30 protein-coding genes, 17 tRNA genes and 1 riboswitch are annotated in these 24,842 nt (G+C 39.9%); of the genes, 35 read left to right on the top strand and 12 right to left on the bottom strand.

Annotation, left to right across the window (positions count from 1 at the left end; all coding sequences use genetic code 11):
• Window positions 1-174 precede the first annotated feature (174 nt).
• Complete coding sequence (gene fabI, locus PQ478_RS15560; RefSeq protein WP_031311576.1) at window positions 175-951, top strand: enoyl-ACP reductase FabI; 777 nt, start codon at window positions 175-177, stop codon at window positions 949-951.
• A gap of 57 nt (window positions 952-1,008) precedes the next feature.
• Here the strand turns inward: fabI and PQ478_RS15555 are convergent, their stop codons facing one another.
• Window positions 1,009-1,449 (bottom strand): hypothetical protein, encoded by a 441-nt coding sequence (locus PQ478_RS15555; RefSeq protein ID WP_012959706.1) that lies wholly within the window; start codon window positions 1,447-1,449, stop codon window positions 1,009-1,011.
• Window positions 1,450-1,599: 150 nt separating this feature from the next.
• Between PQ478_RS15555 and PQ478_RS15550 the strand changes: the two genes are divergently transcribed.
• The gene (locus PQ478_RS15550) at window positions 1,600-1,959 is read left to right on the top strand and encodes a DUF1360 domain-containing protein (protein WP_289234789.1); all 360 of its coding nucleotides are present in this window, start codon (window positions 1,600-1,602) and stop codon (window positions 1,957-1,959) included.
• A 34-nt stretch (window positions 1,960-1,993) separates the two neighbouring features.
• Here the strand turns inward: PQ478_RS15550 and PQ478_RS15545 are convergent, their stop codons facing one another.
• Complete coding sequence (locus PQ478_RS15545; protein ID WP_289234788.1) at window positions 1,994-2,686, bottom strand: hypothetical protein; 693 nt, start codon at window positions 2,684-2,686, stop codon at window positions 1,994-1,996.
• 127 nt (window positions 2,687-2,813) lie between these two features.
• The gene (locus PQ478_RS15540; RefSeq protein WP_289234787.1) at window positions 2,814-3,467 is read right to left on the bottom strand and encodes a BMQ_0737 family morphogenetic spore coat protein; all 654 of its coding nucleotides are present in this window, start codon (window positions 3,465-3,467) and stop codon (window positions 2,814-2,816) included.
• A gap of 238 nt (window positions 3,468-3,705) precedes the next feature.
• On the opposite strand from PQ478_RS15540, the gene PQ478_RS15535 reads away from it, so the two are divergent.
• Window positions 3,706-3,840 carry a hypothetical protein gene (locus tag PQ478_RS15535; protein WP_012959702.1) on the top strand — a complete coding sequence of 45 codons (135 nt, stop codon included), beginning with the start codon at window positions 3,706-3,708 and terminating at the stop codon, window positions 3,838-3,840.
• Between the two features lie 66 nt (window positions 3,841-3,906).
• Here the strand turns inward: PQ478_RS15535 and PQ478_RS15530 are convergent, their stop codons facing one another.
• The 3 genes from PQ478_RS15530 to PQ478_RS15520 all read right to left on the bottom strand — a co-directional run bounded on the left by PQ478_RS15530 (window position 3,907) and on the right by PQ478_RS15520 (window position 7,448).
• Window positions 3,907-4,320 carry a hypothetical protein gene (locus tag PQ478_RS15530; RefSeq protein WP_289234786.1) on the bottom strand — a complete coding sequence of 138 codons (414 nt, stop codon included), beginning with the start codon at window positions 4,318-4,320 and terminating at the stop codon, window positions 3,907-3,909.
• 132 nt (window positions 4,321-4,452) lie between these two features.
• Window positions 4,453-5,094, bottom strand: a complete 642-nt coding sequence (locus PQ478_RS15525; RefSeq protein ID WP_289234785.1) for an HD domain-containing protein — start codon at window positions 5,092-5,094, stop codon at window positions 4,453-4,455.
• Window positions 5,091-7,448 carry an ATP-dependent helicase gene (locus PQ478_RS15520; protein WP_289234784.1) on the bottom strand — a complete coding sequence of 786 codons (2,358 nt, stop codon included), beginning with the start codon at window positions 7,446-7,448 and terminating at the stop codon, window positions 5,091-5,093. The genes PQ478_RS15525 and PQ478_RS15520 overlap by 4 nt, the downstream gene beginning before the upstream one ends.
• Before the next feature lie 167 nt (window positions 7,449-7,615).
• Between PQ478_RS15520 and PQ478_RS15515 the strand changes: the two genes are divergently transcribed.
• Window positions 7,616-7,798 (top strand): hypothetical protein, encoded by a 183-nt coding sequence (locus PQ478_RS15515; protein WP_012959698.1) that lies wholly within the window; start codon window positions 7,616-7,618, stop codon window positions 7,796-7,798.
• A 94-nt stretch (window positions 7,799-7,892) separates the two neighbouring features.
• Window positions 7,893-8,204 carry an HNH nuclease-like protein HlpB gene (hlpB, locus tag PQ478_RS15510; protein WP_075681050.1) on the top strand — a complete coding sequence of 104 codons (312 nt, stop codon included), beginning with the start codon at window positions 7,893-7,895 and terminating at the stop codon, window positions 8,202-8,204.
• A 7-nt stretch (window positions 8,205-8,211) separates the two neighbouring features.
• On the opposite strand, the gene mscL is transcribed toward hlpB, so the two are convergent.
• Window positions 8,212-8,748: a large conductance mechanosensitive channel protein MscL gene (mscL, locus tag PQ478_RS15505; protein WP_075681048.1), complete on the bottom strand. Its 537-nt coding sequence runs from the start codon at window positions 8,746-8,748 to the stop codon at window positions 8,212-8,214.
• Between the two features lie 107 nt (window positions 8,749-8,855).
• Window positions 8,856-8,927, bottom strand: a tRNA-Gln gene (locus tag PQ478_RS15500).
• 183 nt (window positions 8,928-9,110) lie between these two features.
• On the opposite strand from PQ478_RS15500, the gene comGA reads away from it, so the two are divergent.
• From comGA to PQ478_RS15410, 18 genes are all read left to right on the top strand, one after another.
• Complete coding sequence (comGA, locus tag PQ478_RS15495) at window positions 9,111-10,145, top strand: competence type IV pilus ATPase ComGA (RefSeq protein ID WP_289234783.1); 1,035 nt, start codon at window positions 9,111-9,113, stop codon at window positions 10,143-10,145.
• Window positions 10,142-11,206, top strand: coding sequence for a competence type IV pilus assembly protein ComGB (gene comGB / locus PQ478_RS15490; protein WP_289234782.1), 1,065 nt, complete (start codon window positions 10,142-10,144; stop codon window positions 11,204-11,206). Before comGA ends, comGB begins: the two co-directional genes overlap by 4 nt.
• A 157-nt stretch (window positions 11,207-11,363) precedes the next feature.
• Window positions 11,364-11,439: transfer RNA gene (locus tag PQ478_RS15485), tRNA-Ala, on the top strand.
• 8 nt (window positions 11,440-11,447) lie between these two features.
• A tRNA-Ser gene (locus PQ478_RS15480) sits at window positions 11,448-11,540 on the top strand.
• Between the two features lie 35 nt (window positions 11,541-11,575).
• Window positions 11,576-11,652, top strand: a tRNA-Met gene (locus tag PQ478_RS15475).
• A 4-nt stretch (window positions 11,653-11,656) separates the two neighbouring features.
• Window positions 11,657-11,733 (top strand) — tRNA-Asp (locus PQ478_RS15470).
• Between the two features lie 17 nt (window positions 11,734-11,750).
• Window positions 11,751-11,835, top strand: a tRNA-Tyr gene (locus PQ478_RS15465).
• Between the two features lie 15 nt (window positions 11,836-11,850).
• Window positions 11,851-11,926, top strand: a tRNA-His gene (locus tag PQ478_RS15460).
• Between the two features lie 10 nt (window positions 11,927-11,936).
• Window positions 11,937-12,011: transfer RNA gene (locus tag PQ478_RS15455), tRNA-Gln, on the top strand.
• Between the two features lie 5 nt (window positions 12,012-12,016).
• Window positions 12,017-12,088: transfer RNA gene (locus tag PQ478_RS15450), tRNA-Gly, on the top strand.
• 9 nt (window positions 12,089-12,097) lie between these two features.
• Window positions 12,098-12,174 (top strand) — tRNA-Arg (locus PQ478_RS15445).
• Between the two features lie 170 nt (window positions 12,175-12,344).
• Window positions 12,345-12,415: transfer RNA gene (locus PQ478_RS15440), tRNA-Gly, on the top strand.
• Window positions 12,416-12,430: 15 nt separating this feature from the next.
• Window positions 12,431-12,507, top strand: a tRNA-Ile gene (locus PQ478_RS15435).
• Between the two features lies 1 nt (window position 12,508).
• A tRNA-Asn gene (locus PQ478_RS15430) sits at window positions 12,509-12,583 on the top strand.
• 1 nt (window position 12,584) lies between these two features.
• Window positions 12,585-12,675: transfer RNA gene (locus PQ478_RS15425), tRNA-Ser, on the top strand.
• Between the two features lie 11 nt (window positions 12,676-12,686).
• Window positions 12,687-12,761: transfer RNA gene (locus PQ478_RS15420), tRNA-Glu, on the top strand.
• A gap of 8 nt (window positions 12,762-12,769) precedes the next feature.
• Window positions 12,770-12,845 (top strand) — tRNA-Lys (locus PQ478_RS15415).
• A gap of 9 nt (window positions 12,846-12,854) precedes the next feature.
• Window positions 12,855-12,936 (top strand) — tRNA-Leu (locus tag PQ478_RS15410).
• A 181-nt stretch (window positions 12,937-13,117) separates the two neighbouring features.
• On the opposite strand, the gene yidD is transcribed toward PQ478_RS15410, so the two are convergent.
• On the bottom strand, window positions 13,118-13,360 hold the full coding sequence (gene yidD, locus PQ478_RS15405; protein WP_012959693.1) for a membrane protein insertion efficiency factor YidD: 243 nt from the start codon (window positions 13,358-13,360) through the stop codon (window positions 13,118-13,120).
• 173 nt (window positions 13,361-13,533) lie between these two features.
• On the opposite strand from yidD, the gene comGC reads away from it, so the two are divergent.
• The 8 genes from comGC (at window position 13,534) to PQ478_RS15365 (ending at window position 16,589) form a co-directional block, all read left to right on the top strand.
• A complete protein-coding gene (comGC, locus tag PQ478_RS15400) occupies window positions 13,534-13,839 on the top strand; it encodes a competence type IV pilus major pilin ComGC (RefSeq protein WP_289234781.1) in 306 nt (101 codons plus the stop codon).
• Window positions 13,811-14,284 (top strand): competence type IV pilus minor pilin ComGD, encoded by a 474-nt coding sequence (gene comGD / locus PQ478_RS15395; protein ID WP_289234780.1) that lies wholly within the window; start codon window positions 13,811-13,813, stop codon window positions 14,282-14,284. Before comGC ends, comGD begins: the two co-directional genes overlap by 29 nt.
• On the top strand, window positions 14,178-14,585 hold the full coding sequence (locus tag PQ478_RS15390; protein WP_354004539.1) for a type II secretion system protein: 408 nt from the start codon (window positions 14,178-14,180) through the stop codon (window positions 14,583-14,585). The genes comGD and PQ478_RS15390 overlap by 107 nt, the downstream gene beginning before the upstream one ends.
• Entirely contained in the window at window positions 14,572-15,003 is a 432-nt protein-coding gene (comGF, locus tag PQ478_RS15385) for a competence type IV pilus minor pilin ComGF (protein WP_041822484.1), read from the top strand. The genes PQ478_RS15390 and comGF overlap by 14 nt, the downstream gene beginning before the upstream one ends.
• Before the next feature lie 11 nt (window positions 15,004-15,014).
• Window positions 15,015-15,404, top strand: coding sequence for a competence type IV pilus minor pilin ComGG (gene comGG / locus PQ478_RS15380; protein WP_012959689.1), 390 nt, complete (start codon window positions 15,015-15,017; stop codon window positions 15,402-15,404).
• Entirely contained in the window at window positions 15,397-15,897 is a 501-nt protein-coding gene (locus tag PQ478_RS15375) for a shikimate kinase (protein ID WP_012959688.1), read from the top strand. The genes comGG and PQ478_RS15375 overlap by 8 nt, the downstream gene beginning before the upstream one ends.
• A 47-nt stretch (window positions 15,898-15,944) precedes the next feature.
• Window positions 15,945-16,136 (top strand): YqzE family protein, encoded by a 192-nt coding sequence (locus tag PQ478_RS15370; protein ID WP_012959687.1) that lies wholly within the window; start codon window positions 15,945-15,947, stop codon window positions 16,134-16,136.
• A 207-nt stretch (window positions 16,137-16,343) separates the two neighbouring features.
• Window positions 16,344-16,589: a DUF2626 domain-containing protein gene (locus PQ478_RS15365; RefSeq protein WP_012959686.1), complete on the top strand. Its 246-nt coding sequence runs from the start codon at window positions 16,344-16,346 to the stop codon at window positions 16,587-16,589.
• A gap of 90 nt (window positions 16,590-16,679) precedes the next feature.
• Here the strand turns inward: PQ478_RS15365 and PQ478_RS15360 are convergent, their stop codons facing one another.
• Window positions 16,680-17,315, bottom strand: coding sequence for an MBL fold metallo-hydrolase (locus PQ478_RS15360; protein ID WP_289234778.1), 636 nt, complete (start codon window positions 17,313-17,315; stop codon window positions 16,680-16,682).
• A gap of 369 nt (window positions 17,316-17,684) precedes the next feature.
• Here PQ478_RS15360 and PQ478_RS15355 point away from each other — a divergent pair, with 369 nt between their 5' ends.
• On the top strand, window positions 17,685-17,864 hold the full coding sequence (locus PQ478_RS15355; protein ID WP_012959684.1) for a DUF2759 domain-containing protein: 180 nt from the start codon (window positions 17,685-17,687) through the stop codon (window positions 17,862-17,864).
• Between the two features lie 57 nt (window positions 17,865-17,921).
• On the opposite strand, the gene PQ478_RS15350 is transcribed toward PQ478_RS15355, so the two are convergent.
• Both PQ478_RS15350 and PQ478_RS15345 read right to left on the bottom strand, forming a co-directional pair.
• The gene (locus tag PQ478_RS15350; RefSeq protein ID WP_289234777.1) at window positions 17,922-18,719 is read right to left on the bottom strand and encodes a YqhG family protein; all 798 of its coding nucleotides are present in this window, start codon (window positions 18,717-18,719) and stop codon (window positions 17,922-17,924) included.
• A complete protein-coding gene (locus PQ478_RS15345; RefSeq protein WP_075681039.1) occupies window positions 18,697-20,379 on the bottom strand; it encodes a DEAD/DEAH box helicase in 1,683 nt (560 codons plus the stop codon). Before PQ478_RS15345 ends, PQ478_RS15350 begins: the two co-directional genes overlap by 23 nt.
• Window positions 20,380-20,597: 218 nt before the next feature.
• A riboswitch (glycine riboswitch) is annotated at window positions 20,598-20,694 on the top strand.
• 186 nt (window positions 20,695-20,880) lie between these two features.
• On the opposite strand from PQ478_RS15345, the gene gcvT reads away from it, so the two are divergent.
• The 3 genes from gcvT to gcvPB are packed head-to-tail and all read left to right on the top strand — an operon-like array spanning window position 20,881 to window position 24,837.
• Window positions 20,881-21,978: a glycine cleavage system aminomethyltransferase GcvT gene (gene gcvT / locus PQ478_RS15340; protein WP_289236992.1), complete on the top strand. Its 1,098-nt coding sequence runs from the start codon at window positions 20,881-20,883 to the stop codon at window positions 21,976-21,978.
• Window positions 21,979-22,036: 58 nt separating this feature from the next.
• Window positions 22,037-23,380, top strand: a complete 1,344-nt coding sequence (gene gcvPA, locus PQ478_RS15335; protein ID WP_289234776.1) for an aminomethyl-transferring glycine dehydrogenase subunit GcvPA — start codon at window positions 22,037-22,039, stop codon at window positions 23,378-23,380.
• Window positions 23,377-24,837 carry an aminomethyl-transferring glycine dehydrogenase subunit GcvPB gene (gcvPB, locus tag PQ478_RS15330; protein ID WP_075681033.1) on the top strand — a complete coding sequence of 487 codons (1,461 nt, stop codon included), beginning with the start codon at window positions 23,377-23,379 and terminating at the stop codon, window positions 24,835-24,837. Before gcvPA ends, gcvPB begins: the two co-directional genes overlap by 4 nt.
• Window positions 24,838-24,842 lie beyond the last annotated feature (5 nt).

Below are 24,842 nucleotides of genomic sequence, written 5' to 3'. Positions count from 1 at the left end.
CATCATCTATGAATGCCCGGACTGTGCATTTATCTTACGAAATATAGAAACAAAGAAGGGATAAGATCTCAATTTGTTGAAAGAGATATTAAGGTAGTACCAAGTAGTGGAGAGGTATGATATAATAATTAGTACTTGGTACTAATAACTACCTATAACGGAGGAGATTAAATGATTCAGTTGTCATTAAAAGATCGTACATATGTTGTAATGGGTGTGGCAAACAAAAGAAGTATCGCGTGGGGAATTGCTCAGTCACTCGCAAGTGCAGGAGCTAGATTAATATTTACATATGCTGGTGAAAGACTTGAGAAAAACGTGCGCAGTTTGATGGACACACTGGACCGTGAAGATCATTTAATTCTGCCGTGTGATGTTACGGATGATGCGGCAATAGACCAAACGTTTTCTAAGATTAAAGAAGAAGTAGGCACAATCCACGGTATTGCTCACTGTATTGCTTTTGCCAATAAAGAAGAGTTAGAAGGAGAGTACTTAAACACAACTCGTGATGGGTTTCTCCTTGCTCAAAACATCAGTGCATACTCTTTAACTGCTGTAGCGAAAGCAGCGCGTCCGCTATTGTCTGAGGGTGGAAGTATTGTGACGTTAACATACTTAGGCGGAGAAAGAGTTGTTCGCAACTATAATGTTATGGGTGTAGCAAAAGCTTCTCTAGATGCAAGTGTGAAATACCTAGCGAATGATTTAGGAAAGGAAAATATTCGTGTTAATGCAATCTCAGCTGGTCCGATTCGTACGTTAGCAGCTAAAGGAATTGGCGGCTTTAATGATGTTTTAAAAGAGATTGAAGAACGTGCCCCTTTACGTAGAACTACAACACAAGAAGAAGTAGGGGATACGGCATTATTTTTAATGAGTGATCTTTCTCGTGGGATAACGGGAGAACTTCTACATGTAGATAGCGGGTATAATACATTATCCCTTTAAGAATATAACTAATTAAAAAAAGCAAGCACCTGTTTATGGTGCTTGCTTTTTTGTTAATTAACGAGGTCCGGGAGATTGGCTGCCAAAGCCTCCTTGGCCTGATTGCTGACCATAAAAACCTCCCTGACCACCGATTCCCCAGAACCACCAAGGGAAAAACGGAGGTCTAGGGCGTGGTGGTCTTGGTTGTGGCCCTGGACCAGGGCCTTGATGTGGGCGTGGTGGGATCGGCCCGTAATATGGAGCAATTCCAACTAAATCACTGTTATGAACTTGAATAAACTGAGGCTGATAGTAAGGAGCCTGATAAATGAACATAGAAACCATTCCATTACGCCGGTTAAAGTCAGTCACATACGCAATGACTTGGCCGTATCCTGGGATAGATGTTGTGATCCACTGATTTACATATTGATCAATAACGGATGGGGGGAGAAATTGCACAGATGGCTGCTGACGATAAATGTCATCTTGATGGTGATCATAATAGTAATGCATAGTAGCTCTCCTCTCAAGCTATGTTTTCAAAGTCTATATGGTAGCCTATGTTTATTTGTAAAATGGGTGTTTGTCTTTAAGACAATTTTAATGTCACTACAGCGTTTTTTGCGTATGTATAAGTAAAGAAGAGATGCAGGGGGCAGAGAGATGGAGAATTATATAGTATCATTATTTGAATTTTTTTTACTTTCTTTTGCTGTCTTCAGGTTTACTCATTTAATCGTATTGGATGAAATTACAGACTTTATGAGAAGACCTTTTACGGCAGTGGTAGAAGAGATAGATGAAAACGGGGAAGTCTATCAATATATTGAAGGTAAAGGCAGCGGTATACAAAAATGGATTGGAAACTTATTAAATTGTTATTGGTGCTTTGGGGTTTGGGCGTCCATTTTGTTATATGCAGGTTTTGTTTTGTTTCCGGTCATTTTCACTCCCGTTATATATGTTTTAGCTATAGCAGGAGTGGCTGCACTTATTGAAACCTTCGTTAAACAAATGACCTAAAAAGACAGCTGCGTCATCAGCTGTCTTTTGGCCTTCAGGAAAGTTTACATGAAATGGAATTTATTGCAGCCTGGCCTTCAGGAATTTCCCTGCAAATGACATATCCTCGTACGGTTATTTCATCCTCTACATGTTTTTTAGAGATCTGGAGTTCTAATGGAGAAAAAGAAAGAGACTGGTTTATTTCTAATTGAACGTTTGAAGCAGGCTTCAACCAATAGAGTCCACTTTTTCTTGCTTCCTGCAGGGAACTGCCTTCTGTAAACTCCCATGTTAGATAATCGTCTGAAATGATGTATTGTTCAGTTTGAGAAACAGGTCGATAATTGATTTTTCCAGTTAGGTTACAGGCAGCAGAAGGGCTGATTTCAAGGCAGATAACAGGCTCATGAAGAGCAGCGGTTCCTGTATTCGTGATGGTGTAGCTGCCGATAATCGTAATGGGATCTTCTTCATTGGTTTTGGGTATAAGAATCGAGTAAGAAAAAAAACTGCTGCATCCTGCTGATAGTTGACTGGCCTCGTGAGTAATAGATGGAGGAATCGAACGTTCAGCTTCCTGTATTTTTTCTGTTAAAGAGGTGACGGTTTCCTTTAGGTCTTGGATCTGCTTTTCTTGTTTAGCTACGTTGCTTTTAATTCTTTTGATTTCTTCAGTGCAATAAGTCATCTTTAGTTTATCTTGATGAGAATATAGCTTTGGGGTAGGTGATGAAAAATTTGTCATGACCATCACTCCTTAAGTCCAGAATTTCCTTTTATATCTTTATGTACACACCTATAAATCATGCGGAAGAATAAAGAAAACCGAGCAACAGCTAGTAAGCTATTTGCTCGATTCTAAGGTTATGGCATTAGCACTTATGTTTTTTACCTGGAAAAACATGTGGACATTGTTTTGGTTCTTTTAAAGGCTCACATACCATGACATCACTAATTGGGAACTCATCACGAGGGTTGCAATATGATGCTTCTACTTCAAGTTTCACAAAATCTGTCACTTGAACGTCTAAGCAGAAATCTGCACTAAGTGTAAGAGTTGGCGTATTATTACAACAGAAAAACTCAGCGTCCGCCATACCATCTAGGACCGTCGCATCTACGCATGTTCCTTTTGGTGCGCATAAATAGAAGGTTTCAATAGTGCAGAAATCGATTGGATCTTCTGTACTGCATACTTTTGAATCCCCATCTAAAATCTTAACTTTCACTTTAAATGTTACAAGGATTCTAACTTTATGCAGTGTAACTGTTTCACCGTTAATAGTCACTTTCATTTTTTCTCTGCCGCCAGACTGAGGAAGCTCTTTTGCCTGAACATCGAATACTTTTACATCAGCAGTGAAATCTGTACCAAAGCATCCGTCCGTATCGCATAGATCCATTGGACAATCTGTTAACTTAAAGAATTGCTTTCCACTATAAGTCTCTGAAACATTAACTGGACGAATAACCCAGTCAAATACTTTCTTTGCATTAATACACACATTGTGTTTTTTATGACTCATCAGTATACCTCCTATTTTTTCACCTTATTACCACAAAGAAGATGGTAACTAGGTTTTCAGACTACTGTATAGTATGACAGCCCGCCAAAATTGTGTTTATTTATAAGTGTAAATTCGGAAAAGGGCGTTTGTGTAAGTCAGCAAAAAGCTGAATAGAGAGATCCTTATAAACAAGCTTAAAGAATAAGCGAATCTTTCACTCCTTTCATAGTCTATAAAAGGAAAGGGGGAGAGTGCGATGAAACAACGTCCAAAGTCATCTGCTTCTTTTAATGCAAAGCCAAAGCCATCTTCAAAAGCAGCGTTCGGTAAGAAAACCATAAAAAAGTCCTCAACTAAAAAAAGTAAAGGCTGTTGCGGCAGAGCGAAGTAACAAGTGAAATAAATTGTTTGGAAAATAAATAAAGCCAGCTGAGCTTGTCAGCTGGCTTTATTTCCATTATTCATTTTCTTCTTTATGATTCATTAAACTGCGGTGAAACCAATTTCGTTCAATGGTCATTTCATCTTGATTTTCAACGAGTTCTGGGTGGTCCTCTGTATTCTCCTGATTAACAAATGAAGATCTGGTTGAATAAGGTCCAGTGCTTTCGTACCTTGCGATTTTTTCTTTTGCTAGTGCAAGTTTTTTAGTTAGCTCGCTAACCTTGTTCTCAAGATCAAATGAGTTTGCGTACTGTTTTTTTAGCTGCTTATTTTCTGCCTGCAGTTGATCAATTAAACTATAATGATAGTCATTTTGATATTTATTGACGATTTGTTTGTATTTCGCTAATTCTGATTCCGTGTAAATTAGTCGTTGCTGTAGTTGAACAGGAGTAAGCTTTGATTTAGAGATTAGATGCTTTTGCATGACATACACCTCCAGCTTATTGGATCTCTATAGAAATACTATGCCATACAAACTCGCTATATGTATGGGCTAATAGGATATTCGACAATATGAAAGAAACCTCCTTCATTTAGGAAGGAGGTTTGCACACTATTATCGGCCGTTCCATTCTTGGTAAAACTGTTCAAGGTATGTTTCCATAAAGGCATGACGCCGAGCAGCTAATTTCATGCCAGTTGTGGTGTTCATTTGATCTTTCAGCTTTAGAAGTTTCTCATAAAAATGGTGTACAGCCGATGATTTCCCGTGTCGATATTCCTCTATAGACATTTCATTTCTAACAGGTAATTCAGGGTCATACATAGGCTGTCCTTTATGTCCTGAATACACAAACGTGCGAGCAATACCAATCGCACCTAGTGCATCTAAACGGTCTGCATCCTGCACGATTTTTCCTTCTAAAGTGGAGACTGGCTGCCCATTGCCTCCTTTAAAGGATATCGTGGTTATGATAGAGATAATTTGTGCGATCGCCTCATCACCTAAACCATTCTCTTTAAACCACTCGTCTATGTTCTTTAAAGCCTCTTTTTCGTTTTGAGCAACTTTATCATCAGCTAAATCATGTACCAATGCAGCCAGAGTGACGATCTCATCGTTAGCGTGTTCTTCTTTAGCAATTTGCTGAGCAGTTCTTGTCACACGTAAAATGTGATACCAATCATGGCCTGATTCTTCGTTAATCAATTGAGCTTTTACCCATTTTTCCGTTTTTTCTATAATCCCTTTATTCATCTCTTACCTCCAATTAAAGAAGGAATCTTATGTTTCGATTGGGTACGAGCCATCTTCTTCACTTCTCTTACAAACCTTGATGGATGAGCTCTTTTACCGCGTCTCATAGTCGGTACAGATATGGCTAGAGTATTTTTAGCTCTCGTCATAGCTACATACATTAAACGCCGTTCTTCTTCGAGAGGTTTGTCATCACCTTCACGCCAAGCATCTAATGCGTAATCATGGGGAAGCGAACCTTCATTTGCACCTAGGATATAAACATGTTTATATTCCAGTCCTTTCGCACGGTGAATCGTTAATAATTGAACAGCCGTTTTTTCGGCTGGCATCTTTCTAGCTTCCTCTTGTTTGGCAATCATATGATCAACATGTTGAATAAAAGCTTCTATCGTTTCATGTTGTCTAGCCGCCACTTTTAAATCACGTACATCATCTGACCCGCGATCGAGTTTATTTCCTTCATTTCCTTGCTTTTTGAGATAATCCTTCAAGCCCATTTCTTGTTCTATAAAGGCAATGGCCTCAACGGGTGTCTTCTTTTTGATTTGTTTAAATTGTTCAGGAAGTTTTTGCAGCTTCTTTTGTTGAAAGTTAGGCAGACCGCTTAAGTGAGTAAGTGCCTCTACAAACGTACAATCTTCCGTAATTGTGAGAGCTTTCAAATCTTGAATGACTTGCTGCTTTAAAAATAGAGCTCCAATTAGGTCTTGTATAGCCTGTCCGTTATCAGGATTGATGCACAACTGCAAGTAGGCGAGAACTTTACGAACTGCTTTTCTACGGTAAAATGAATCCCCGTCACTTTCGATAGAAAATGGCAGGCTTGAAGTTACCATTCGTTCAAATAAAGCGCGTGACGTCACATTTGTTCGAAACAACACAGCAAAATCACTTGGCTCGGCGCCATTTTTTATTCTGCTTTTAATATCATTCACGATCATTGTTGCTTCCTCTTCCTCGTCATAAGGGAAAAAGAGAACAGGTGCATTTTCATCGGTGTGCTGGGCATGGAGCTGTTTATTAAAGCGAGTTTTATTAGTTGTAATGACATTATTAGCTGATTCAACAATGGGATGGGTAGAACGGTAATTTTGATCGAGAACACATACTTTTGCTTCAGGGTAATCGCTTTTGAAATTGAGAATATAATCAGGATTGCTCCCGCGAAAGGCATAGATTGATTGATCATCATCTCCTACCACACAAAGGTTCCGCTTAGTTTCTGTAAGTAAAGTAATTAATTCAACCTGCACCTTATTAATGTCTTGGAACTCATCAATAGAGACATAGGCAAAGCGTTCTTGGTAGCGTTCAAGCAATGCTTGATTTGTTGTTAAGAGATCATAGCAGCCTAACAGCATATCATCAAAATCAAACAAACGTTTACTGGTCCGCATTTGTTCATAACGCTTATATAAGTAAGCCGCGCGCTCTTCCCATATATCTTTAGGCTTAATTTCGTTGGGGTTTTGCATATGATTTTTCCACCAGCTTATCTGAGTTAGTGCCTGGTCATATGCAAATTCCTTTTCATCTAAGTCGATCTCTCGGCCAGCCTCTTTTAACATCTGGTCTTTTTGCCAATCCCATTTTAATAAATGCTGGCTGTTCCATTTTTCAAAGTCATAATGCATGAGCATTCTGTAAAAGATGCTATGAAAGGTTCCAACTACTAACTGTTGAAGGGCACCTTTTGTGACCCCAGGATAAATTGTCATTCTTTCTTTCATTTCTTTTGCTGCTTTTGCTGTAAAAGTGACTAATATCATTTGTTTTGGTGAATAATTTTTCTCTGTAAGCATATAGGCAGCTCTAGTTGTTAGTACTCTGGTTTTACCGCTTCCTGCTCCGGCTAAAATAAGCAGCGGTCCTTCCGTTGTAGTAGCAGCATTCCATTGCTGATCATCTAATAAAATACCTTGTTCTTTAAGGATCGCTCTGTAACCTGTGTATTCTTCATAGCCGCTCTTATGGTGAGCAGTGAAAGTAGGAATGGCTTTTATTGGTTCTGGCGGTTTCCACTGGTCTGTTGCAGATGATTCATTGCCAGAAGAAGAGATCTCTCTTCTGACAGGCATTTTAAAACCGTTGAGAGAAGCTGTTTCTGTACGATCGCTTTGTTTTTTTTGAGCCTCTCGCTCATAGGCTGCTACTTCTTTAAGACAATCAAGAGAAGTAGGCGGGTGAATAAAAAAGGGTGCCTCATGAATGCCGATGTTGATGCGCAAAGGCTCCCCGCAATGCATACAAGTTAGTTCTTGTCGAATACTAGCATTATACATTTGTTGCCATTGGCTGCGTTCGATTGAAGACAGCTGAATGACTTTTTGTTTATATAAGGCTGTTTTCACATCAAAGCCTCCTTACTTCATTAACCAAATTCAATCATGTTGATTTATTTATACTGTCGTTACATTTTGTTTCACGTTGTAAACCACTTTTCTATCCTAGCAGATTTAAGAGGAGAGTTGGACTTTTTTTCATAAAGGAAAATAAGTTATTAAAAGGAGGAATTTAAATGATTGCATTCTTTTCAGCAGGAGTAATTGTCACCTTGTTATCTATTTTATTGTTTGGGTATCATTGGCTTTTGAATCAGGAGTTTTTGTTTGGTGCGTTTATCGCTTCTCTTGTTGGGCTGAATTTTATCTTTATCGCATATATCCAATATAGACAAATGAAAGAAGACGGCGGTTTATAGAGTATTAAGCTGGGAATAGAATACTACACTGATTGAGTAGATTAAATTGAGTAGGTTAAATTGAGTAGATTATATAAAAAAGGAGAATGAACTTTTGAAAAAACAAAGAGTAGGTACATGTGAACTGTGTGAGAGAGACAACGTGCAGCTTACGGTTCATCACCTGACTCCAAGGGAGGAGGGGGGAGCACATTTAGAAAAGGCATTGCTGTGCATCCCTTGTCATAAACAAATACATGCACTCTATACAAATGTAGAACTTGCTATTCGGCTTGATACAATCCCACGTTTAAAAGATGATGAGCAAATAAAAAAATACATCAAATGGATACGGAAGCAGCCTTCACAAACGTTAATTAAAACAAAAAAATCAAAAGGGAAGCGTTCAAAATCATCAAGATTTTGAACGCTTATTATTTTGAACGCTTTTTAATAACTGTTTTTAATGGGAGAGTATGTGTTGGATTAGAAATATTTAAGTTTTCGGCATTTTCCCTGTTTGAACGTTGAATTAAATTTGATGTGCAGTGTGGGCACCTGCGTGCTTTATAGGCAATGGATTTGAAACAATAAGAACATAATTTTGTTTTCATATCGATTAACGGATCTTCATCCGGCCTTCTGATTCTGTTCATCTGCCTGACAAATAAAAATAAGATGAAAGCTACGATGGCAAAGTGAACAATGTGATTTAAGAACATACCATATTTAAGCATGGGAATTCCGGCAGCTTCAGCCTCGGCGAATGAATTAAAGCGACGGTCCGATAAATTAAGGTATAGATTAGAAAAATCAACTTGTCCGAACAGCACACTAAAGGGAGGCATGATCACATCTTCAACAAAAGATTCTACAATTTTTGCAAATGTCGTGCCGATAATGACCCCAACACTCATATCAATCACATTTCCACGAACAGCAAATTCTTTAAATTCATGTAAAATATTCATTGTCACCACCTGCAATTATAAGGTTGTTCTATACAAACCTATGCATAAGTCATGAACAAATGATAAAAAAGTGGACATGAATGCTTCATGTCCACTTCTTAGATATACTGGGCTAGCTGGATTCGAACCAGCGAATAACGGAGTCAAAGTCCGGTGCCTTACCACTTGGCTATAGCCCATCGCTCTGTACTTATAGAGTAACCTGATTTTGTTCGTTTATTCATTTTTATTGCAGGATTTTTTGAAAAAATATCGAATAACCGTTCTTATCGAAAGAATAATCATATTGAATCACCTTTGAATGACGTTCCTTATAATTATTCTTTTTACATTGATCTTTTAAATCGAGAGGAGAGAGAGATTTGTATGATGTAGAAAAAATAAGTATGGCCATGTTTGAAGAAGCAGTAAGTGTACATGCCACCGACATCCATTTAGTCCCTCTAGAACGTGAATGGCTCATTCAGTTTAGAATGAATGGTACCTTGTACGATTATAAATCGATTCCTCTTATGTTAGGTGAGAGAGTGCTTGGGCACTTAAAGTATCATTGTGGCATGGATATAGGAGAAAGGCGGTTTCCTCAAAGTAATGCGATGACAATTGTTGTAAAAAAAGAAAAAATTGATCTCAGACTATCAACCCTCCCTACACGTTCTAAAGAAAGTTTAGCTGTGCGGCTATTACCTCAAAAGCGAAAAAAAGAATTAATACATCTCCCGATCCTTTCATCGAATGTTCAACAACTCCAATATATCACTACTCTCCGGCAAGGACTGTGTTTAATTTCAGGACCAACTGGCTCTGGTAAAACAACCACTTTATACGCATGTTTAGAAGAAATCCTCTATACCTCTTCCAAAAAAATTATTACCATCGAAGATCCCGTTGAAAGAACTCTTGATTATCTTATACAAATTGAAACAAATGATAAGGCAGGTATTACCTTTGATATTGGGTTGAAGGCAGCTTTAAGACATGATCCAGATGTCATTATGATTGGAGAAATCCGAGATGAAAAAACGGCTAAATTAGCCATTCGAGCAGCTTTGACAGGACATCTTGTTTTTGCGACTGTGCATGCAAATAATAATTACTCAGCCGTATTAAGGATGTTGGAATTTGGTGTGTCTAAACAAGATGTATGTGAAGGATTACAGGCAGTCATCTGTCAGTGTTTAGTTAATCGTCAAAGCAAGGTAAGAATGGAAGCAGAGTCTTTTAATCACATGCCTATCTATAATCGTGGTTCCCTCTATACGTTTGATCATAACGAGCAAATTAGAAAGATGGTGAACAAGGGTTTAACAAGAGAGACAAATACTTTAGAAAACCAACTAAGAAAGGCTTGGGCTCTGGGTTATACAAACGAGTGTGAAAGGGGTGGGGAGGGGTGAATGATCGGGTTACTTATAAGCAAACATCTATTTTTAACGGTAATCAGCAAATGGTGTATGCAAGATCATTTAAACTTTTAGGGAAGTTGTTAAAGCAAGGATATTCTATGGACCACGCCTTATCATTTATGCTTATACATCTTCCAAAAGAAGTTTCGGTCCCCCTCACACAAGTGCAGGCATCTCTTAAGAATGGTCAAGAAATTCATCAGTCTTTCTCTCAATTGCCGGTCCCAAGAGATGTGATTTCATTTCTTTATTTTTATCAATATCATGGACAGATAAGTGATGGATTTATACAAGCTGGAACATTATTAGAAAAGCGGCAGGTTACGAAACATCAAATGTATAAGCTGTTGAGGTACCCAGTAATGCTTGTCTGGATTTGTTTCGTCGTTCTAATTGTACTCCATTTGTTTGTTGTTCCTCATTTCAATTCTTTATTTGAAACAATGCAGGGGGACCCTCCGCTGTTAACTACTATTGTTCTGCATTCTCTAACAGCTATCCCGTACATAGGAGCAGCAACAATCCTTTTAACAGTGTTTTCTTTGTTCTATATATTTCTGTTTAAGAAAAGATGGCCGCCAAGTAGAAGAATGAAGTTTTTATTAAACACTCCCTTTGTCAATCAGATCGTAAAACAATTAAGCACCTATTTTTTCTCCCTTCAAATAGGACGTCTTCTTCTCTCAGGAACCTCCCTTCAACAAGCATTATCTCTGTTCGAAAAACAAAATCATCTGCCATTTTTCCAGCAAGAAGTGATTAAAATCAAGTCTGAACTGCAACTTGGCACACCATTTTATCTTTTAGTAAAAGAAAAAGATTATTTTATAAAAGAATTAAGTTTTGTCATCGAGAATGGAGAGAGGACGGGCTACTTAGGAGAAGATCTAGAAAATTTCAGTACATTGATTTACTCAGAATTAGAAGAGAAGTTAACCAAAGTGATGGATTACTTACAACCTTTTATTTTTATTTTAATTGGAGCTTTTATTTTTATTTTATTCCTTGCTATTATGCTTCCTATGTTTCAAATGATTGGCTCTCTGCAATAGGGCGAATACCTTAAGTTACAAGCCTTTTTAAAAAAATATAACTTTTTTTCAAAAAAGGCTTGTATTTTTATTGCGATTCATGGTACATTATTAAACGTCGCTGGTGAGCGAAAAAACAACGATAGAAAAGGTAATCTCTTTTTATCGCATTACATATGGGGCCTTAGCTCAGCTGGGAGAGCGCCTGCCTTGCACGCAGGAGGTCAGCGGTTCGATCCCGCTAGGCTCCACCATATATCGCGGAGGAATACCCAAGTCCGGCTGAAGGGATCGGTCTTGAAAACCGACAGGCGGGTTAAACCGCGCGGGGGTTCGAATCCCTCTTCCTCCGCCATATTTTCTTAAATAGTAAATACTACTTTAAAACGACGCGGGGTGGAGCAGTTCGGTAGCTCGTCGGGCTCATAACCCGAAGGTCGGAGGTTCAAATCCTTCCCCCGCAACCAAAATGGTCCGGTAGTTCAGTTGGTTAGAATGCCTGCCTGTCACGCAGGAGGTCGCGGGTTCGAGTCCCGTCCGGACCGCCATTTAAAAACAGTATAGTGGAGGGGTAGCGAAGTGGCTAAACGCGGCGGACTGTAAATCCGCTCCCTCAGGGTTCGGCGGTTCGAATCCGTCCCCCTCCACCATTTATTACTAAGGTGGCGATTGTGGCGAAGTGGTTAACGCACCGGATTGTGATTCCGGCATTCGTGGGTTCGATTCCCATCAGTCGCCCCATTTTTAGTTTTGGGCTATCGCCAAGCGGTAAGGCAACGGATTTTGATTCCGTCATGCGTAGGTTCGAATCCTGCTAGCCCAGCCATTTTTGCGGAAGTAGTTCAGTGGTAGAACACCACCTTGCCAAGGTGGGGGTCGCGAGTTCGAATCTCGTCTTCCGCTTTTATATTTGCGCCCTTAGCTCAGCTGGATAGAGTGTTTGACTACGAATCAAAAGGTCGGGAGTTCGAATCTCTCAGGGCGCACCATTTATTTACTTTATATGCGGGTGTAGTTTAGTGGTAAAACCTCAGCCACGAGCAATACTACTATGTATTATCTGCGAGTTGTCTCGACACATTTAACTTCTTGAGTTGCTAGAAGAGGAAGAGACATAGTATTTGGCGAGAGCTGAATAAAGCAACGATTATTTTAATATGCGGGTGTAGTTTAGTGGTAAAACCTCAGCCTTCCAAGCTGATGATGTGAGTTCGATTCTCATCACCCGCTTTTCCATTTTTCCATGGGCCTGTAGCTCAGCTGGTTAGAGCGCACGCCTGATAAGCGTGAGGTCGGTGGTTCGAGTCCACTCAGGCCCACCATTCCACAGTAGCTCAGTGGTAGAGCAATCGGCTGTTAACCGATCGGTCGTAGGTTCGAGTCCTACCTGTGGAGCCATGGAGAAGTACCCAAGTGGCTGAAGGGGCGCCCCTGCTAAGGGTGTAGGTCGCGCAAGCGGCGCGAGGGTTCAAATCCCTCCTTCTCCGCCACTTTTATGAATGGCCCGTTGGTCAAGCGGTTAAGACACCGCCCTTTCACGGCGGTAACACGGGTTCGAATCCCGTACGGGTCACCATTTAGTTTGAGCCATTAGCTCAGTTGGTAGAGCATCTGACTTTTAATCAGAGGGTCGAAGGTTCGAGTCCTTCATGGCTCACCATTTTCATACGCGGGTGTGGCGGAATTGGCAGACGCGCTAGACTTAGGATCTAGTGTCTTATGACGTGGGGGTTCGACTCCCTTCACCCGCACTACATAGAAGAAGCTGTCCATTATAGGGCAGCTTCTTGTTTAGATGTTCGAGTGGTGCATCCTCAGGATATACCATTTATGCCTATAGGTCAGATGGGCGCTTAACAGCAAGTATAGAGTAAATAGATAAGCCAACATGAAATGAAAATAAAACAGCTAGCTATTCCCTGATGGGTATAGCTAGCTGTTTCTCGTCTCTTTTTCGTTTTCTTTTTCAGGCACTAAATCAATTCCGCCAGGGTGAAAAGGATGACATTTACTTAGGCGTTTAATTGTTAACCAACTTCCCTTAAAGGCCCCAAAGCGTTTTATGGATTCAATACCATAATGAGAGCAGGTAGGGTAGAATCGGCATGTAGGGGGCTTCAAAGGGGAAATGAATTTTTGATAACCACGAATAAAGAGGACTAAAATTTTTTGCATACTAACCTCACTTTAATTGATTCGATATCTCAGAAAGTTTTTTTATCTTTTAGAAGGATTTTGGATGATCTATGTCTAATAATAGCAAATAATGACTCATGAAAGGAGGCAAGTGTTTAAGATCCCCCCTGTACAGCTCCTCGTATTATATCCTATCTTTGAGGTGATGAAAAATGAAAATGCTTCTATCCAACGAACGTGGTTTTACCCTTGTTGAAATGCTTGTCGTGTTAATGATCATCTCGATCCTCCTCTTAATTGCTATCCCGAATATGGTGAAAAATAACGAAGTTGCAGGCTCAAAAGGTTGTGATGCAACGATTAAACTCCTGCAGACACAGGTACACGCCTATGAAATTGAAACAAAAGAAAAGCCAGCAAGCCTCGATGTGCTTGAAACTGCCGAATATATTGAGACAACGGTATGTCCAAACGGTGCTCCGCTAAAGATTGAAAACGGTAAAGTTGTTGAAGGATAAGTCAACATACTCTCAAGCTGGATACACCTTAACCGAGCTCTTAATTACTCTCTCTATTCTCTCCATGTTAGTTCTTCTTCCCATTATTTACCTTCCCGCTTCCATGAACACCTATAAAACAAAAGAAATTGCCGATCAATTTAAGGAAGATATCCTTTTAGCCCAGCATATAGCTATGTCTCGTGGTGAGACAATTATTATTAGAATAATGGCAAATCAAAACCAATATCAAATCATGAATTTAGGAGGAAAGGTTTATTTTATTAGGCCTTTCACTGTGGAGAACATGTCTTTTTCTTCTCACAGCCTACCTAGAATTGAAATTCAGTTTTTGGATAATGGCAATCCGCGTTTTTCAGGCACAATGCATCTCAACATTCAAAAAGAAACCTATGCTTACACAATCCTTCTTGGAAAAGGGAGGGTGCATTATCGAAAACTCTAGTGGTTTTACTTTGATGGAAGTTATTCTCGCTCTCTCACTTCTCTCTGTTTGCACCTTAGCAATCCTGCCCGCCTCTCTTGTTGTTTATAATGAACGTTTAACTTTGCAACAGGAAAACTTGGCAGGTGAACAACTTAGAGAGTCGATACAAAATTATTTAACAGGTGTAGAGACTCCAACAGCGCCTTTGTGGATGACTGTTGAGGAGACGCGATCAACTTCAGGAGAGTATGAAGTATGTGTTGCCTATACGGGTGCTAATAAAAGGCGATATCATAGGTGTCTCTATGCGAAAAAATGAACAAGGTTTTACGTTACTCGAGATTTTGCTTGTCTTAAGCATTTTAGGCGTTCTTGTGTTTGTCTTTCCTACCATCATGGGAGTCATACAACATACAAAAAATCACGAGACTCATGAAAAGCTAGAATTGATGGTGTTTTTTAATCAATTAACGGATGAAGTGAAGGAATCCAGAACAATTAGAATCGAGGGGAGAGAGGTGGTTTTAATTAAAGGGGATGACACGGAAGTAAGTTATAGACAACTTGACACCGGCCAAATTAGACGATTCTCAAACAACAGCGGATATGTACCAATGTTGTATAATGTTCAATCTTTTTATTGTGAGCGGGAGCAGAAGAAATATCGATGTACGGTGACTCTTATAAATGGAGAGGCCATGAGCAGATCGATGATGCCGATGTATGGTGTGTATTAAGGAGTTTATAAATGAGGAATGATAGAGGCTTTGTTTACCCTATTGTATTAATTATATGCACATTCCTGTTGTTTGGTTTGACGGTACAAACGAATGTATATCTCCAGGAGAAGAGGTTTGCTGTTGAGCAGCAATTCATATTAAAGGGTGATACATTGATTCAAAGAGGTCTCGTAGACTTTATCGTTCACGCACCAAGTACAGAAAACTCAACTTTATTCTTTTCATACGAGGATGGTACCGTTACACTTATTACAATGAGTAAAAGTGAGACGGAATGGCAGGTCGCTGCAACTGCAGAACTATTGGGTTCAACCCATGTACGTAGAGCGCAGTTTTATTACGACCCCTACCATCAAAGCATTAAAGAATATTGGGAGGTTTCCAAACGTGATGAATGATCGAATTTATCTTACTGGGTTTATGGGTTCTGGTAAAACAACGGTAGGCCAAGCTTTAGGCAAAGCGTTAGGATATCAGGTTATCGATACGGATCAATGGATTGAAGAAGATCAACAAAAGAAAATCAAAGAAATTTTTAATGAAGGGGGAGAAAAGCTTTTTAGGAGTCTTGAAACGGCAGCATTAAGAGAGTTGACTCAAAAAAAAGCTGTAATTACAACCGGCGGCGGGATCATTCTAAAAGAGGAAAATCGACAAATTATGAAAGGGTCTGGAACAGTGATATTTCTAGACTGTGCCATCGAAGAAGTTATTCGCCGGACGTCTAATGATGATTCTAGGCCGTTGCTTAAAGAGAAATCTAAAGGTGATATTCAATCCATGTACGAAGACCGCTTGCCGTTATATAAAGAAGCAGATATCCACTTAGACACTACAGGGAGGTCCATTCTTGAAATCGTTGCTGAGTTGAAGTCAGCTATGCTTAAATAAGGTGAAAATCGGCTATACTAAAACGAATAATCGTTGAGGTGATGGCCATGTCATTAAATGAGTACATTAAATTTATCACACAGCAGCTTGTGTTAAGGCTTGATCAACCAAAGGAAGTGAGAAAACAGGAGCGTGAAGCAAGAAAAGCAGAACGCCCGCCGTTTGCGTATCGCACTTTCGGGATTATTCCTTTTGCAATCAGTCTGTTATTTAAAAGGAAATCGAAAAAGCAGCTGTAAAGTTTAGGGGAAATGTTCCTGATTTTAGAGGCATTATAGCTGGTAGTTGTCGAAATAAATAGAGGTGACACAGATTTGCCACCGATCAAGCATTTACAATCAAAGTTTATCTCGTATATAATAAGTTTGTACTCTATAATTTGATAACTAGCACTATGACTTCCTATTGACGGATAGTGATTGCAAAAAGAAGGAGGGAGTAAGCAAATGGAGCGCATGTTTCGTGTTTTAGCTTTCTGGACAGGGATCTTCTCAGTCTTGTTCTTCGTTGGTGATATGCTTAACATGGCTTTGCTATTCTTTGCCCAAACAGGTGCATTGTTAGCACTAAGCTATTTAAACTTATCAGAACGTGTGTATATCTACATTTTCGGTGCGTACTTAACGATTTTCTTCGTTGGTTTCACGTACTATTCCACTTTCTTATTAGTACCAAGTTTTGGAGGTCACTAAGACCAGGTACATATGCGCACAAAAAACGTTGCCCCTTTAGTGAGCAACGTTTTTTTCTTTTTCCTTTAAATTTATCATTTTAAGAATTTATTAAAACCCTGATAAGAAAGGATTTCCATCCATTTCTTCGCCAATTGTCGTTACAGGTCCATGGCCTGATGCTACAATGGTTTCCTCAGGAAGTTCTAACAGCTTCGAATGAATGCTTTTTAGCAAAAGGTTATGATCTCCTCCTGGAAGATCTGTGCGTCCAATGCTTTGCTTAAAGAGAGCATCTCCAGAGAATACTACCCCTTCGGTTGCTGAATAATAAGAAACACTTCCTGGTGAATGGCCTGGTGTATAGAGAATATCGAATGAAAAAGAGCCGAGCTGAATGGTTTTTTCTTCTTGAATGATCTCATCAGCTGCACGGGCTGTAATTGAAGCATTTCCTAAAAAACGGCCTGATCCATTTTTAGCTGCATCAGAGAGCCAATCCTTTTCAGCTTCATGAATATATACAGGGCAATTAAAAGCCTCTCTTACTTCATCTACGGCACCAATATGGTCAAAGTGGGCGTGAGTTAATAAAATAGCAATCGGACTAATCTGTTGATCGTTTAGCCATTTAATGAATTCCGGTCCATTGCCGCCGGGATCAAAAATCACAGCTTCCTTTTTTTCGTTCATTAATACATAGGCATTTGTCTGCAAAGGCCCTAACGGAATTTGAGTCCAGTTCATATGATCTCCTCCAGTATTTTCTACATAATATGTATTTGAAATGTAATACCATACTCATATCTTACCATCTTACACTTTTCTTACACCAATCTTATTATCTTACAGATTATCTTTCAAAGGAATGTATGTGCATATGGTTAGATAAAAAGTTCACAGCTATGTAACGTTTTGTTTACCATTTATATTGTATCTTAAGTATACTTAAGGCAAATAAGTGAATTTTATAAGTAGGCTGGCTTGTTTAACGTATTTGTACAGGTTGATAAAATGAACAGGACCCAATATCCTCTTGTTTAGAGAGTTGGATTTGTTTATAATAAGATGTACAAACTGGGTACTGAGATACATACATAAGGAGGGTGAGACCTAATGTTTCTAGCAATTACATTTCTATTAGTAGCGATTTTATCTGCAGTTGGCATCGTTCGTGAAATGCGTAGAAAAAATTTCTTCGCAGTTGGGTTTGCGGCATTGTCGCTTGCTGTTTTTGGCTGGTTCTCAGTCATGACTATTATTTCAATCATCGCTGGCGGCGGTGCAACAGCTTAATACGCCTAAATGTAAAACTCCCTTGCATAGCAAGGGAGTTTTTTGTTGAAGTATAGTTTAGTGGAAAACCTGCTGCTGTAAATAAAAGATGCCGCCATTTATCACATCTACATGGATTTTAGGTTCATATTGTTCGGCAAGGGCTTGCTTTTCTAACTCATAACTCTCTGGCTTGTCTTCATATTCCTCATAAAAATGCTCTAGGAGAGCTAAGTCGTTTTCCCATCTTTTTATTGCTTCGCGAGCCCAGGTAGAATCTTCGTTTTCGGCATAGGTCTGCACCATTTTCTGTAGTCTCACGATTCCGCTTTTAGGCGTAATCAAAGGAGATAACGTGAAACAGAAATCGGGAATGGAAGATTTTAATATTTTGCCTTCGATTGAATCAAAAAACCCCGGCACAATCTGACCGTGAATTAAATTCAACCCAAGCGATAAGATAACGTCTTTTTTACGATCGCATTGAAAAGACACTTTTACATTTAAACACAACCAAGGCTGCAGGGGAGTGGAAGCATGACCATTTGTGGCAACTTGTTCATATAATCTAATAAATCCGCCAAGCGTCCTTGTTGACTTAAATAGCTGATGCAGGCGTGGGGAGCCATAATGGATGGGCTGTCCTCGCAAGTCATCCGGTGCATTAGCTTTATCCGTAATAAAGGTGATTTTCATTGGGTTAGGCGTACCGCCAGTCTTCTCAAGGTAGTGCCAATAAAAGGGCCTGTTCATTAATAGTTTATCAAGCTCAATCGATAATTGAACCGTTAGATAGGCAGGTGTATTCTCAAGAACAGGACTATCATTTGCTTCGAAATAGCGCTCTAAGAAATTATGAATTTGTTGCTGTTGCACCTAATTCACCTTCCTCTTCGTTTGTTCTCATAGATTGTGCTTCATTCATAATGGCTGCAAGATGGTCAAGTTTAATTTTCACTTCACCATCTGATTCAGATTGAACAATAATGTCTTTAACATGTTCCTCTATTGAAGTGAGGTCTATTTTGGTTAAGATTTCATCAAGTTCACCAATAACTGATTCAAATAGATGAATCTTTTCATAGAGTAACTTAAGAATATGCTGCTCTACCGTATCCTCCACCGCGAAATTATAAATATGAACATCATTTTTTTGCCCTAAGCGATGAATACGTCCGATTCGCTGTTCAATGCGCATTGGATTCCATGGGAGGTCGAAGTTAATAATATGGCTGCAGAATTGCAGGTTAATTCCTTCTCCTCCTGCTTCTGTGGCGATAAGAACTTGAGCATGGGACTCAAACAGCTGTCTCATCCAATCCTTCTTTCCGCGCTTAAAGCCGCCTCGAAAAGGGACAGAAGAGATGCCGTTTTGTTTTAAATACCATTGAAGATAGAGCTGCGTTGCTCTGTATTCAGTAAATATAATCACTTTATCATTGATTTTCTTTACAAGCTCTAATGCTTTTTCTGCTTTGGCGTGACCATCAATACCGCCGATCATGTGAAGCAGTTTTTCAGCTTGTGGGAGGGTGCGTCCGTCTTTTTGTGCTTTTTCAATCATGTTTTTTAACGTCATAAAAGCTGCTTCACGGCTTGAACAGATTTCACGCTGCAAAGTAATGAGAGAGAAATGACTTGAATCCCCTTTAAGCGTTTGAAGAGCATCATAGAATTCTCGCTCTTTTGGACTGAAAGTGATCGGCACCGTTTCAACCACCCGCTTTGTCCATTGAATGCCTGTTTCTTCTCTTCTATTTCTGACCATGACCTTACTGACAAGCTCTCTTAATTTCTCATCATTTTTTGGTGACCGTTTATTTGATCTGAATTCTTTTTCAAAACTTGATATGTCTCCTAGATGGCCTGGTTTTAATAGAGAGACTAAGTTAAAGATTTCTTCTAGTTTGTTTTGAACAGGAGTAGCCGTTAACAATAAACAAAACTTCTTTTTAAGGTTTCGGATAAATTCGTAATTTTTCGTTTTTGGATTTTTTAACTTATGTGCTTCATCAATAATTATTAAATCATAGGATTGATTCATGACAATGTCACGGTGCGGCTGTCTTTTTGCTGTATCAATCGATGCGACAACAACGTCACATTGTTCCCACACATAGGTTTTACGCTGCGGAGTTGCAGGGATATGAAATTTAGTATTTAATTCGATCGCCCACTGTGACACAAGGGAGGCAGGGACGAGTATTAATGCTTTTTTTACAAGACCGCGAATCATGTATTCTTTCAATATGAGACCTGCTTCAATGGTTTTGCCAAGCCCCACCTCGTCAGCTAAAATAGCTTTGCCGTTCATCTGCTCTATCACGGTATTCGCCACTTCAATTTGATGAGGAAATGGATCAAGCTGCGGGAGGTGATTTGGAGCAATTAAGCCTTGAAATGCTGGGATCGATTGATGCTCTTCAGCCTCATAAGCAAGACGTGCTAATTCATAACTTGCAAAAGGACCGTCTTGATCCAAGCGCTCAAGGAATTGATCCTGCCAACTGTGATCAAAATGTATGTTTATTTTCATGGTTATCTTTCCTTTCCTAAAAGAAACTATTGCGCCATTTGAATCGTCTTGGTAGGATATGAGTAGAAGGAAACAGACAATTCGTCAAATTCTGTAAAAGTAGATTCAATCATAGAGTGTATTGATGGATAGTAGAATAAATTAGTTTTTCTTTTCTAGTATGTACCAATTCAAGTGAAAACATGAAAAATGATCCTATAAAAGTGAAGCTTTTGCGGATGAAAGTAGGGGGAGAGACTGCGTATTAGCTGCGCAGCGCCGAAGGAGCAAGCAAAATTTGTGAATCTCTCAGGCAAAGAAGACTCTTACAGGACGCAGCTCTGGAGAGTGCTCAAATGTTGAGCCACCTACGAAGACAGTTCTTAATAGAACGAAACTTTCTGGTTAAAGGACAGGGTTATACATCGTATGTGTATAGCCCTGTCCTTTTTTTGTTTACCCAGCCTATCTTCATAATCAAATTTCTGAATAGTGTTTGTTTTAACACAAAGGAGGACAATGATGACAACGTTAAAGCGCACCCCTTTATTTGAAGAATATCAAAAAGCAGGAGCTAAAACGATTGATTTCGGCGGATGGGATCTGCCTGTTCAATTTTCAAGCATTAAAGAAGAACATGAAGCAGTCAGAACAAAAGCAGGATTATTTGACGTATCTCATATGGGCGAAGTCGAGGTTAAAGGAGAAAATGCGTTAGCCTACTTACAAAAGATGATGACAAATGATGTTAGCAAACTGGTGGATAATCAAGCACAATACACCGCTATGTGCTATCCGAATGGGGGGACTGTTGATGATCTCCTTATCTATAGAAAATCGGAAGACGATTACTTGCTCGTCATTAATGCTTCTAATATTGATAAGGATATGGATTGGCTCAATCAACATAAAATCGCTGGTGTTGAAGTGAATAATATTTCAGACGATATTGCTCAATTAGCGATACAGGGACCAATTGCAGAAGAGATCTTGCAGACACTTACAGATCAAGACTTAAGTGACATACCCTTTTTTCGCTTTCAACATGATGTCGATCTATCTGGTATAAAGGCGTTAGTGTCTAGAACTGGCTATACGGGCGAGGATGGGTTTGAAATTTATTTGCAGGCGGAGCAGGCAGCTGAATTATGGAGCAGGCTGCTTGAGACAGGAAGCAGTAAAGGGTTAGTGCCATGCGGGTTAGGAGCGCGTGATACGTTGAGATTTGAAGCGAAGCTGCCTCTTTATGGCCAAGAATTAACAAGTGAGATCTCCCCTCTTGAAGCTGGTATAGGATTTGCAGTTAAGGTAGGCAAGGAAGAACACTTTATTGGCAAGGACGCATTGAAAAAGCAAAAAGAAGAAGGGCTTAAAAGAAAACTCGTTGGTCTTGAAATGGTTGATAAGGGAATCCCGCGGACAGGGTATGAAGTATTAGCAAATGATAAACAGATTGGCTTTGTCACAACAGGAACACAGTCCCCTACACTTAAAAAAAATGTAGGACTAGCTGTTATAGACAGTGAGTATAAGGAAGCAGGGACAGAAGTGTACGTTCAAGTGCGTAAAAAAACGCTAAAGGCAATTGTTGTAAAAACACCATTTTATAAACGTTCATAAGTGAGTAAGAGAATGTGTGCACAAGAAGTGTCTATAAGGATGAGGAGGAGCTAGCAACATGACGAATCGCTATTTACCTATGACCGAACAAGATCAAAAAGATATGCTTCATACTATTGGGGTCGACAGCATTGAAGAATTATTTTCAGATATTCCAGAAGCGATACGATTTAAAGGGGAATTAACGATCCCTAAAGCATTAAAAGAGCCTCAACTTGTGAAATATTTTCAAGGTTTGGCAGCAAAGAATGTTTCCCTTAAACAAAAAACGTCTTTCTTAGGTGCTGGAGTATATGAGCATTATATTCCTTCAATCGTTGATCATGTAATATCCCGCTCTGAATTTTACACTGCGTATACTCCTTATCAACCGGAAATTTCCCAAGGAGAACTGCAGGCTATTTTTGAATTTCAGACGATGATTAGTGAACTAACAGGAATGGACCTCGCTAACTCATCTATGTATGATGGCCCAACTGCACTAGCGGAAGCGGCAATGATGAGTGCTGGTCAAACAAAAAAGAAAACAATACTCGTTTCAAAAGCCGTCCATCCAGAAGCAAGAGAAGTACTGAAGACAAATGCTTACGGGCAGCGATTAAATGTAGTTGAGGTTGATGTGGCTGATGGTGTGACTGATCTTGATGCACTGAAAAAAGCATACAGTGAAGATACTGCGTGTGTGATTGTACAGTACCCAAATTTCTTCGGAAACTTAGAATCACTTGATAAGATTGAGGAAATTACACACTCTGATAAAGCAATGTTTGTCGTATCAAGCAACCCAATGGCGCTAGGTCTCCTAAAATCACCAGGTGAATACGGGGCAGATATTGTTGTTGGGGACGCTCAGCCATTTGGTATTGCACCCCAATACGGGGGACCTCATTGCGGATACTTTGCTACGACGAAAAAGTTAATGAGAAAAGTGCCTGGCCGTCTTGTCGGACAGACAACTGATGAAAATGGACAGCGTGGATTTGTCTTGACATTGCAGGCACGTGAGCAGCATATCCGCCGGGAAAAGGCGACGTCTAATATTTGTTCCAATCAGGCACTTAATGCTCTGGCTGCTTCTGTTGCTATGACTGCGCTTGGAAAGGCTGGAATGAAAGAAGCAGCCTATCAGAATCTGCAGAAGGCTGCCTACGCGAAAAAGCAATTGAAAGAAAATGGTGTAGAGGTTCTCGAAGGAGCTCCGTCGTACAATGAATTTATCATTAAGCTCGGGAAGCCGATAGAAGAAATAAATCAGGGTTTATTAGATAAAGGCTTTATTGGGGGTTATGATTTAGGGTTCTATTATCGTGAATATCAAGATCACATGCTTGTATGTGTAACTGAAGTGCGTACGAAAGAAGAAATCGATCAATTTGCAAAAGAATTGGGGGCGTTAGTATGAACAGTCAAGACCAGCCGCTCATTTTTGAATTAAGTAAAGAAGGCAGAGTCGGGCATAGCTTGCCTGACCTTGATATTCCTTGTGAGTCACTGGAGGCGTTATTGCCTGAGGAATTTATTCGAGAGCAGGCAGCTGAACTGCCAGAGGTGTCAGAGCTTCAGATTATGCGTCATTATACTGCCCTGTCTACTCGTAATCATGGTGTAGATTCAGGTTTTTACCCATTAGGGTCATGTACGATGAAGTACAATCCTAAAATTAATGAAAATGTCGCTCGTTATGAGGGGCTAGCTTATGTTCACCCATATCAGGCGGAAGATCAGGTTCAAGGGTCCCTTGAATTACTATATGACCTGCAAACTTCTCTTGCTGAGATTACAGGGATGGATGAAGTGACGCTTCAGCCAGCTGCTGGGGCTCATGGGGAATGGACTGGATTAATGATGATCCGTGCCTTTCATGAAGCGAATGGCGACACCGAGCGTACAAAAGTTATTGTGCCCGACTCAGCGCATGGGACAAACCCGGCTTCAGCGACTGTAGCAGGTTTTGAGTCGATTACGGTTCGAACCAATGGAGAGGGACTCGTAGATCTTGATCACTTAAGAGAAGTGGTAGGACCTGATACGGCGGCATTAATGCTGACAAACCCTAACACATTAGGTCTTTTTGAAACCTATATCGAAGAAATGGCTGCCATTATTCATGACGCCGGCGGTAAACTTTATTACGACGGAGCCAATTCAAATGCGATTCTAGGAATAGCAAGGCCGGGTGATATGGGCTTTGATGTGGTCCATTTAAACCTGCATAAGACGTTTACTGGTCCTCACGGAGGCGGCGGCCCTGGATCTGGTCCTGTCGGAGTGAAAAAAGAATTGATTCCATTTCTACCTAAACCTGTTTTAGTGAAAGAACAGGATACGTACCGCTTTGAATATGATCGTCCGAAGTCGATTGGACGAGTGAAGCCGTATTATGGAAATTACGGGATCAATGTACGGGCGTATACGTATATCCGTACAATGGGACCAGAAGGGTTGAGAAAGGTCTCTGAATATGCCGTGTTAAATGCTAATTACATGATGCGCAGACTAGAGCCGCATTTCGATCTGCCGTATACACAGCATTGTAAACATGAATTTGTTATATCAGGACGCAGACAAAAGAAGCTCGGTGTAAGAACGCTCGATATGGCCAAACGCCTTCTAGACTTTGGCTATCATCCTCCGACCATCTACTTCCCGCTCAATGTAGAGGAGTGCATGATGTTTGAGCCGACTGAAACAGAGTCAAAAGAAACGCTTGATGAATTTGTGGATGCGATGATTCAAATAGCAAGAGAAGCAGAAGAAAGTCCAGAAGTAGTCCAAGAAGCTCCTCATCATACGGTTATCAGCCGCTTAGATGAGACGACTGCTGCGAGAAAGCCAATCCTTAGGTATCAAAAAGCATAAATAAA

The organism is Alkalihalophilus pseudofirmus (assembly GCF_029094545.1).
Taxonomy (GTDB): Bacteria; Bacillota; Bacilli; order Bacillales; family Bacillaceae_D; genus Alkalihalophilus; species Alkalihalophilus pseudofirmus.
This window is presented reverse-complemented; position numbering and strand designations above follow the sequence as displayed.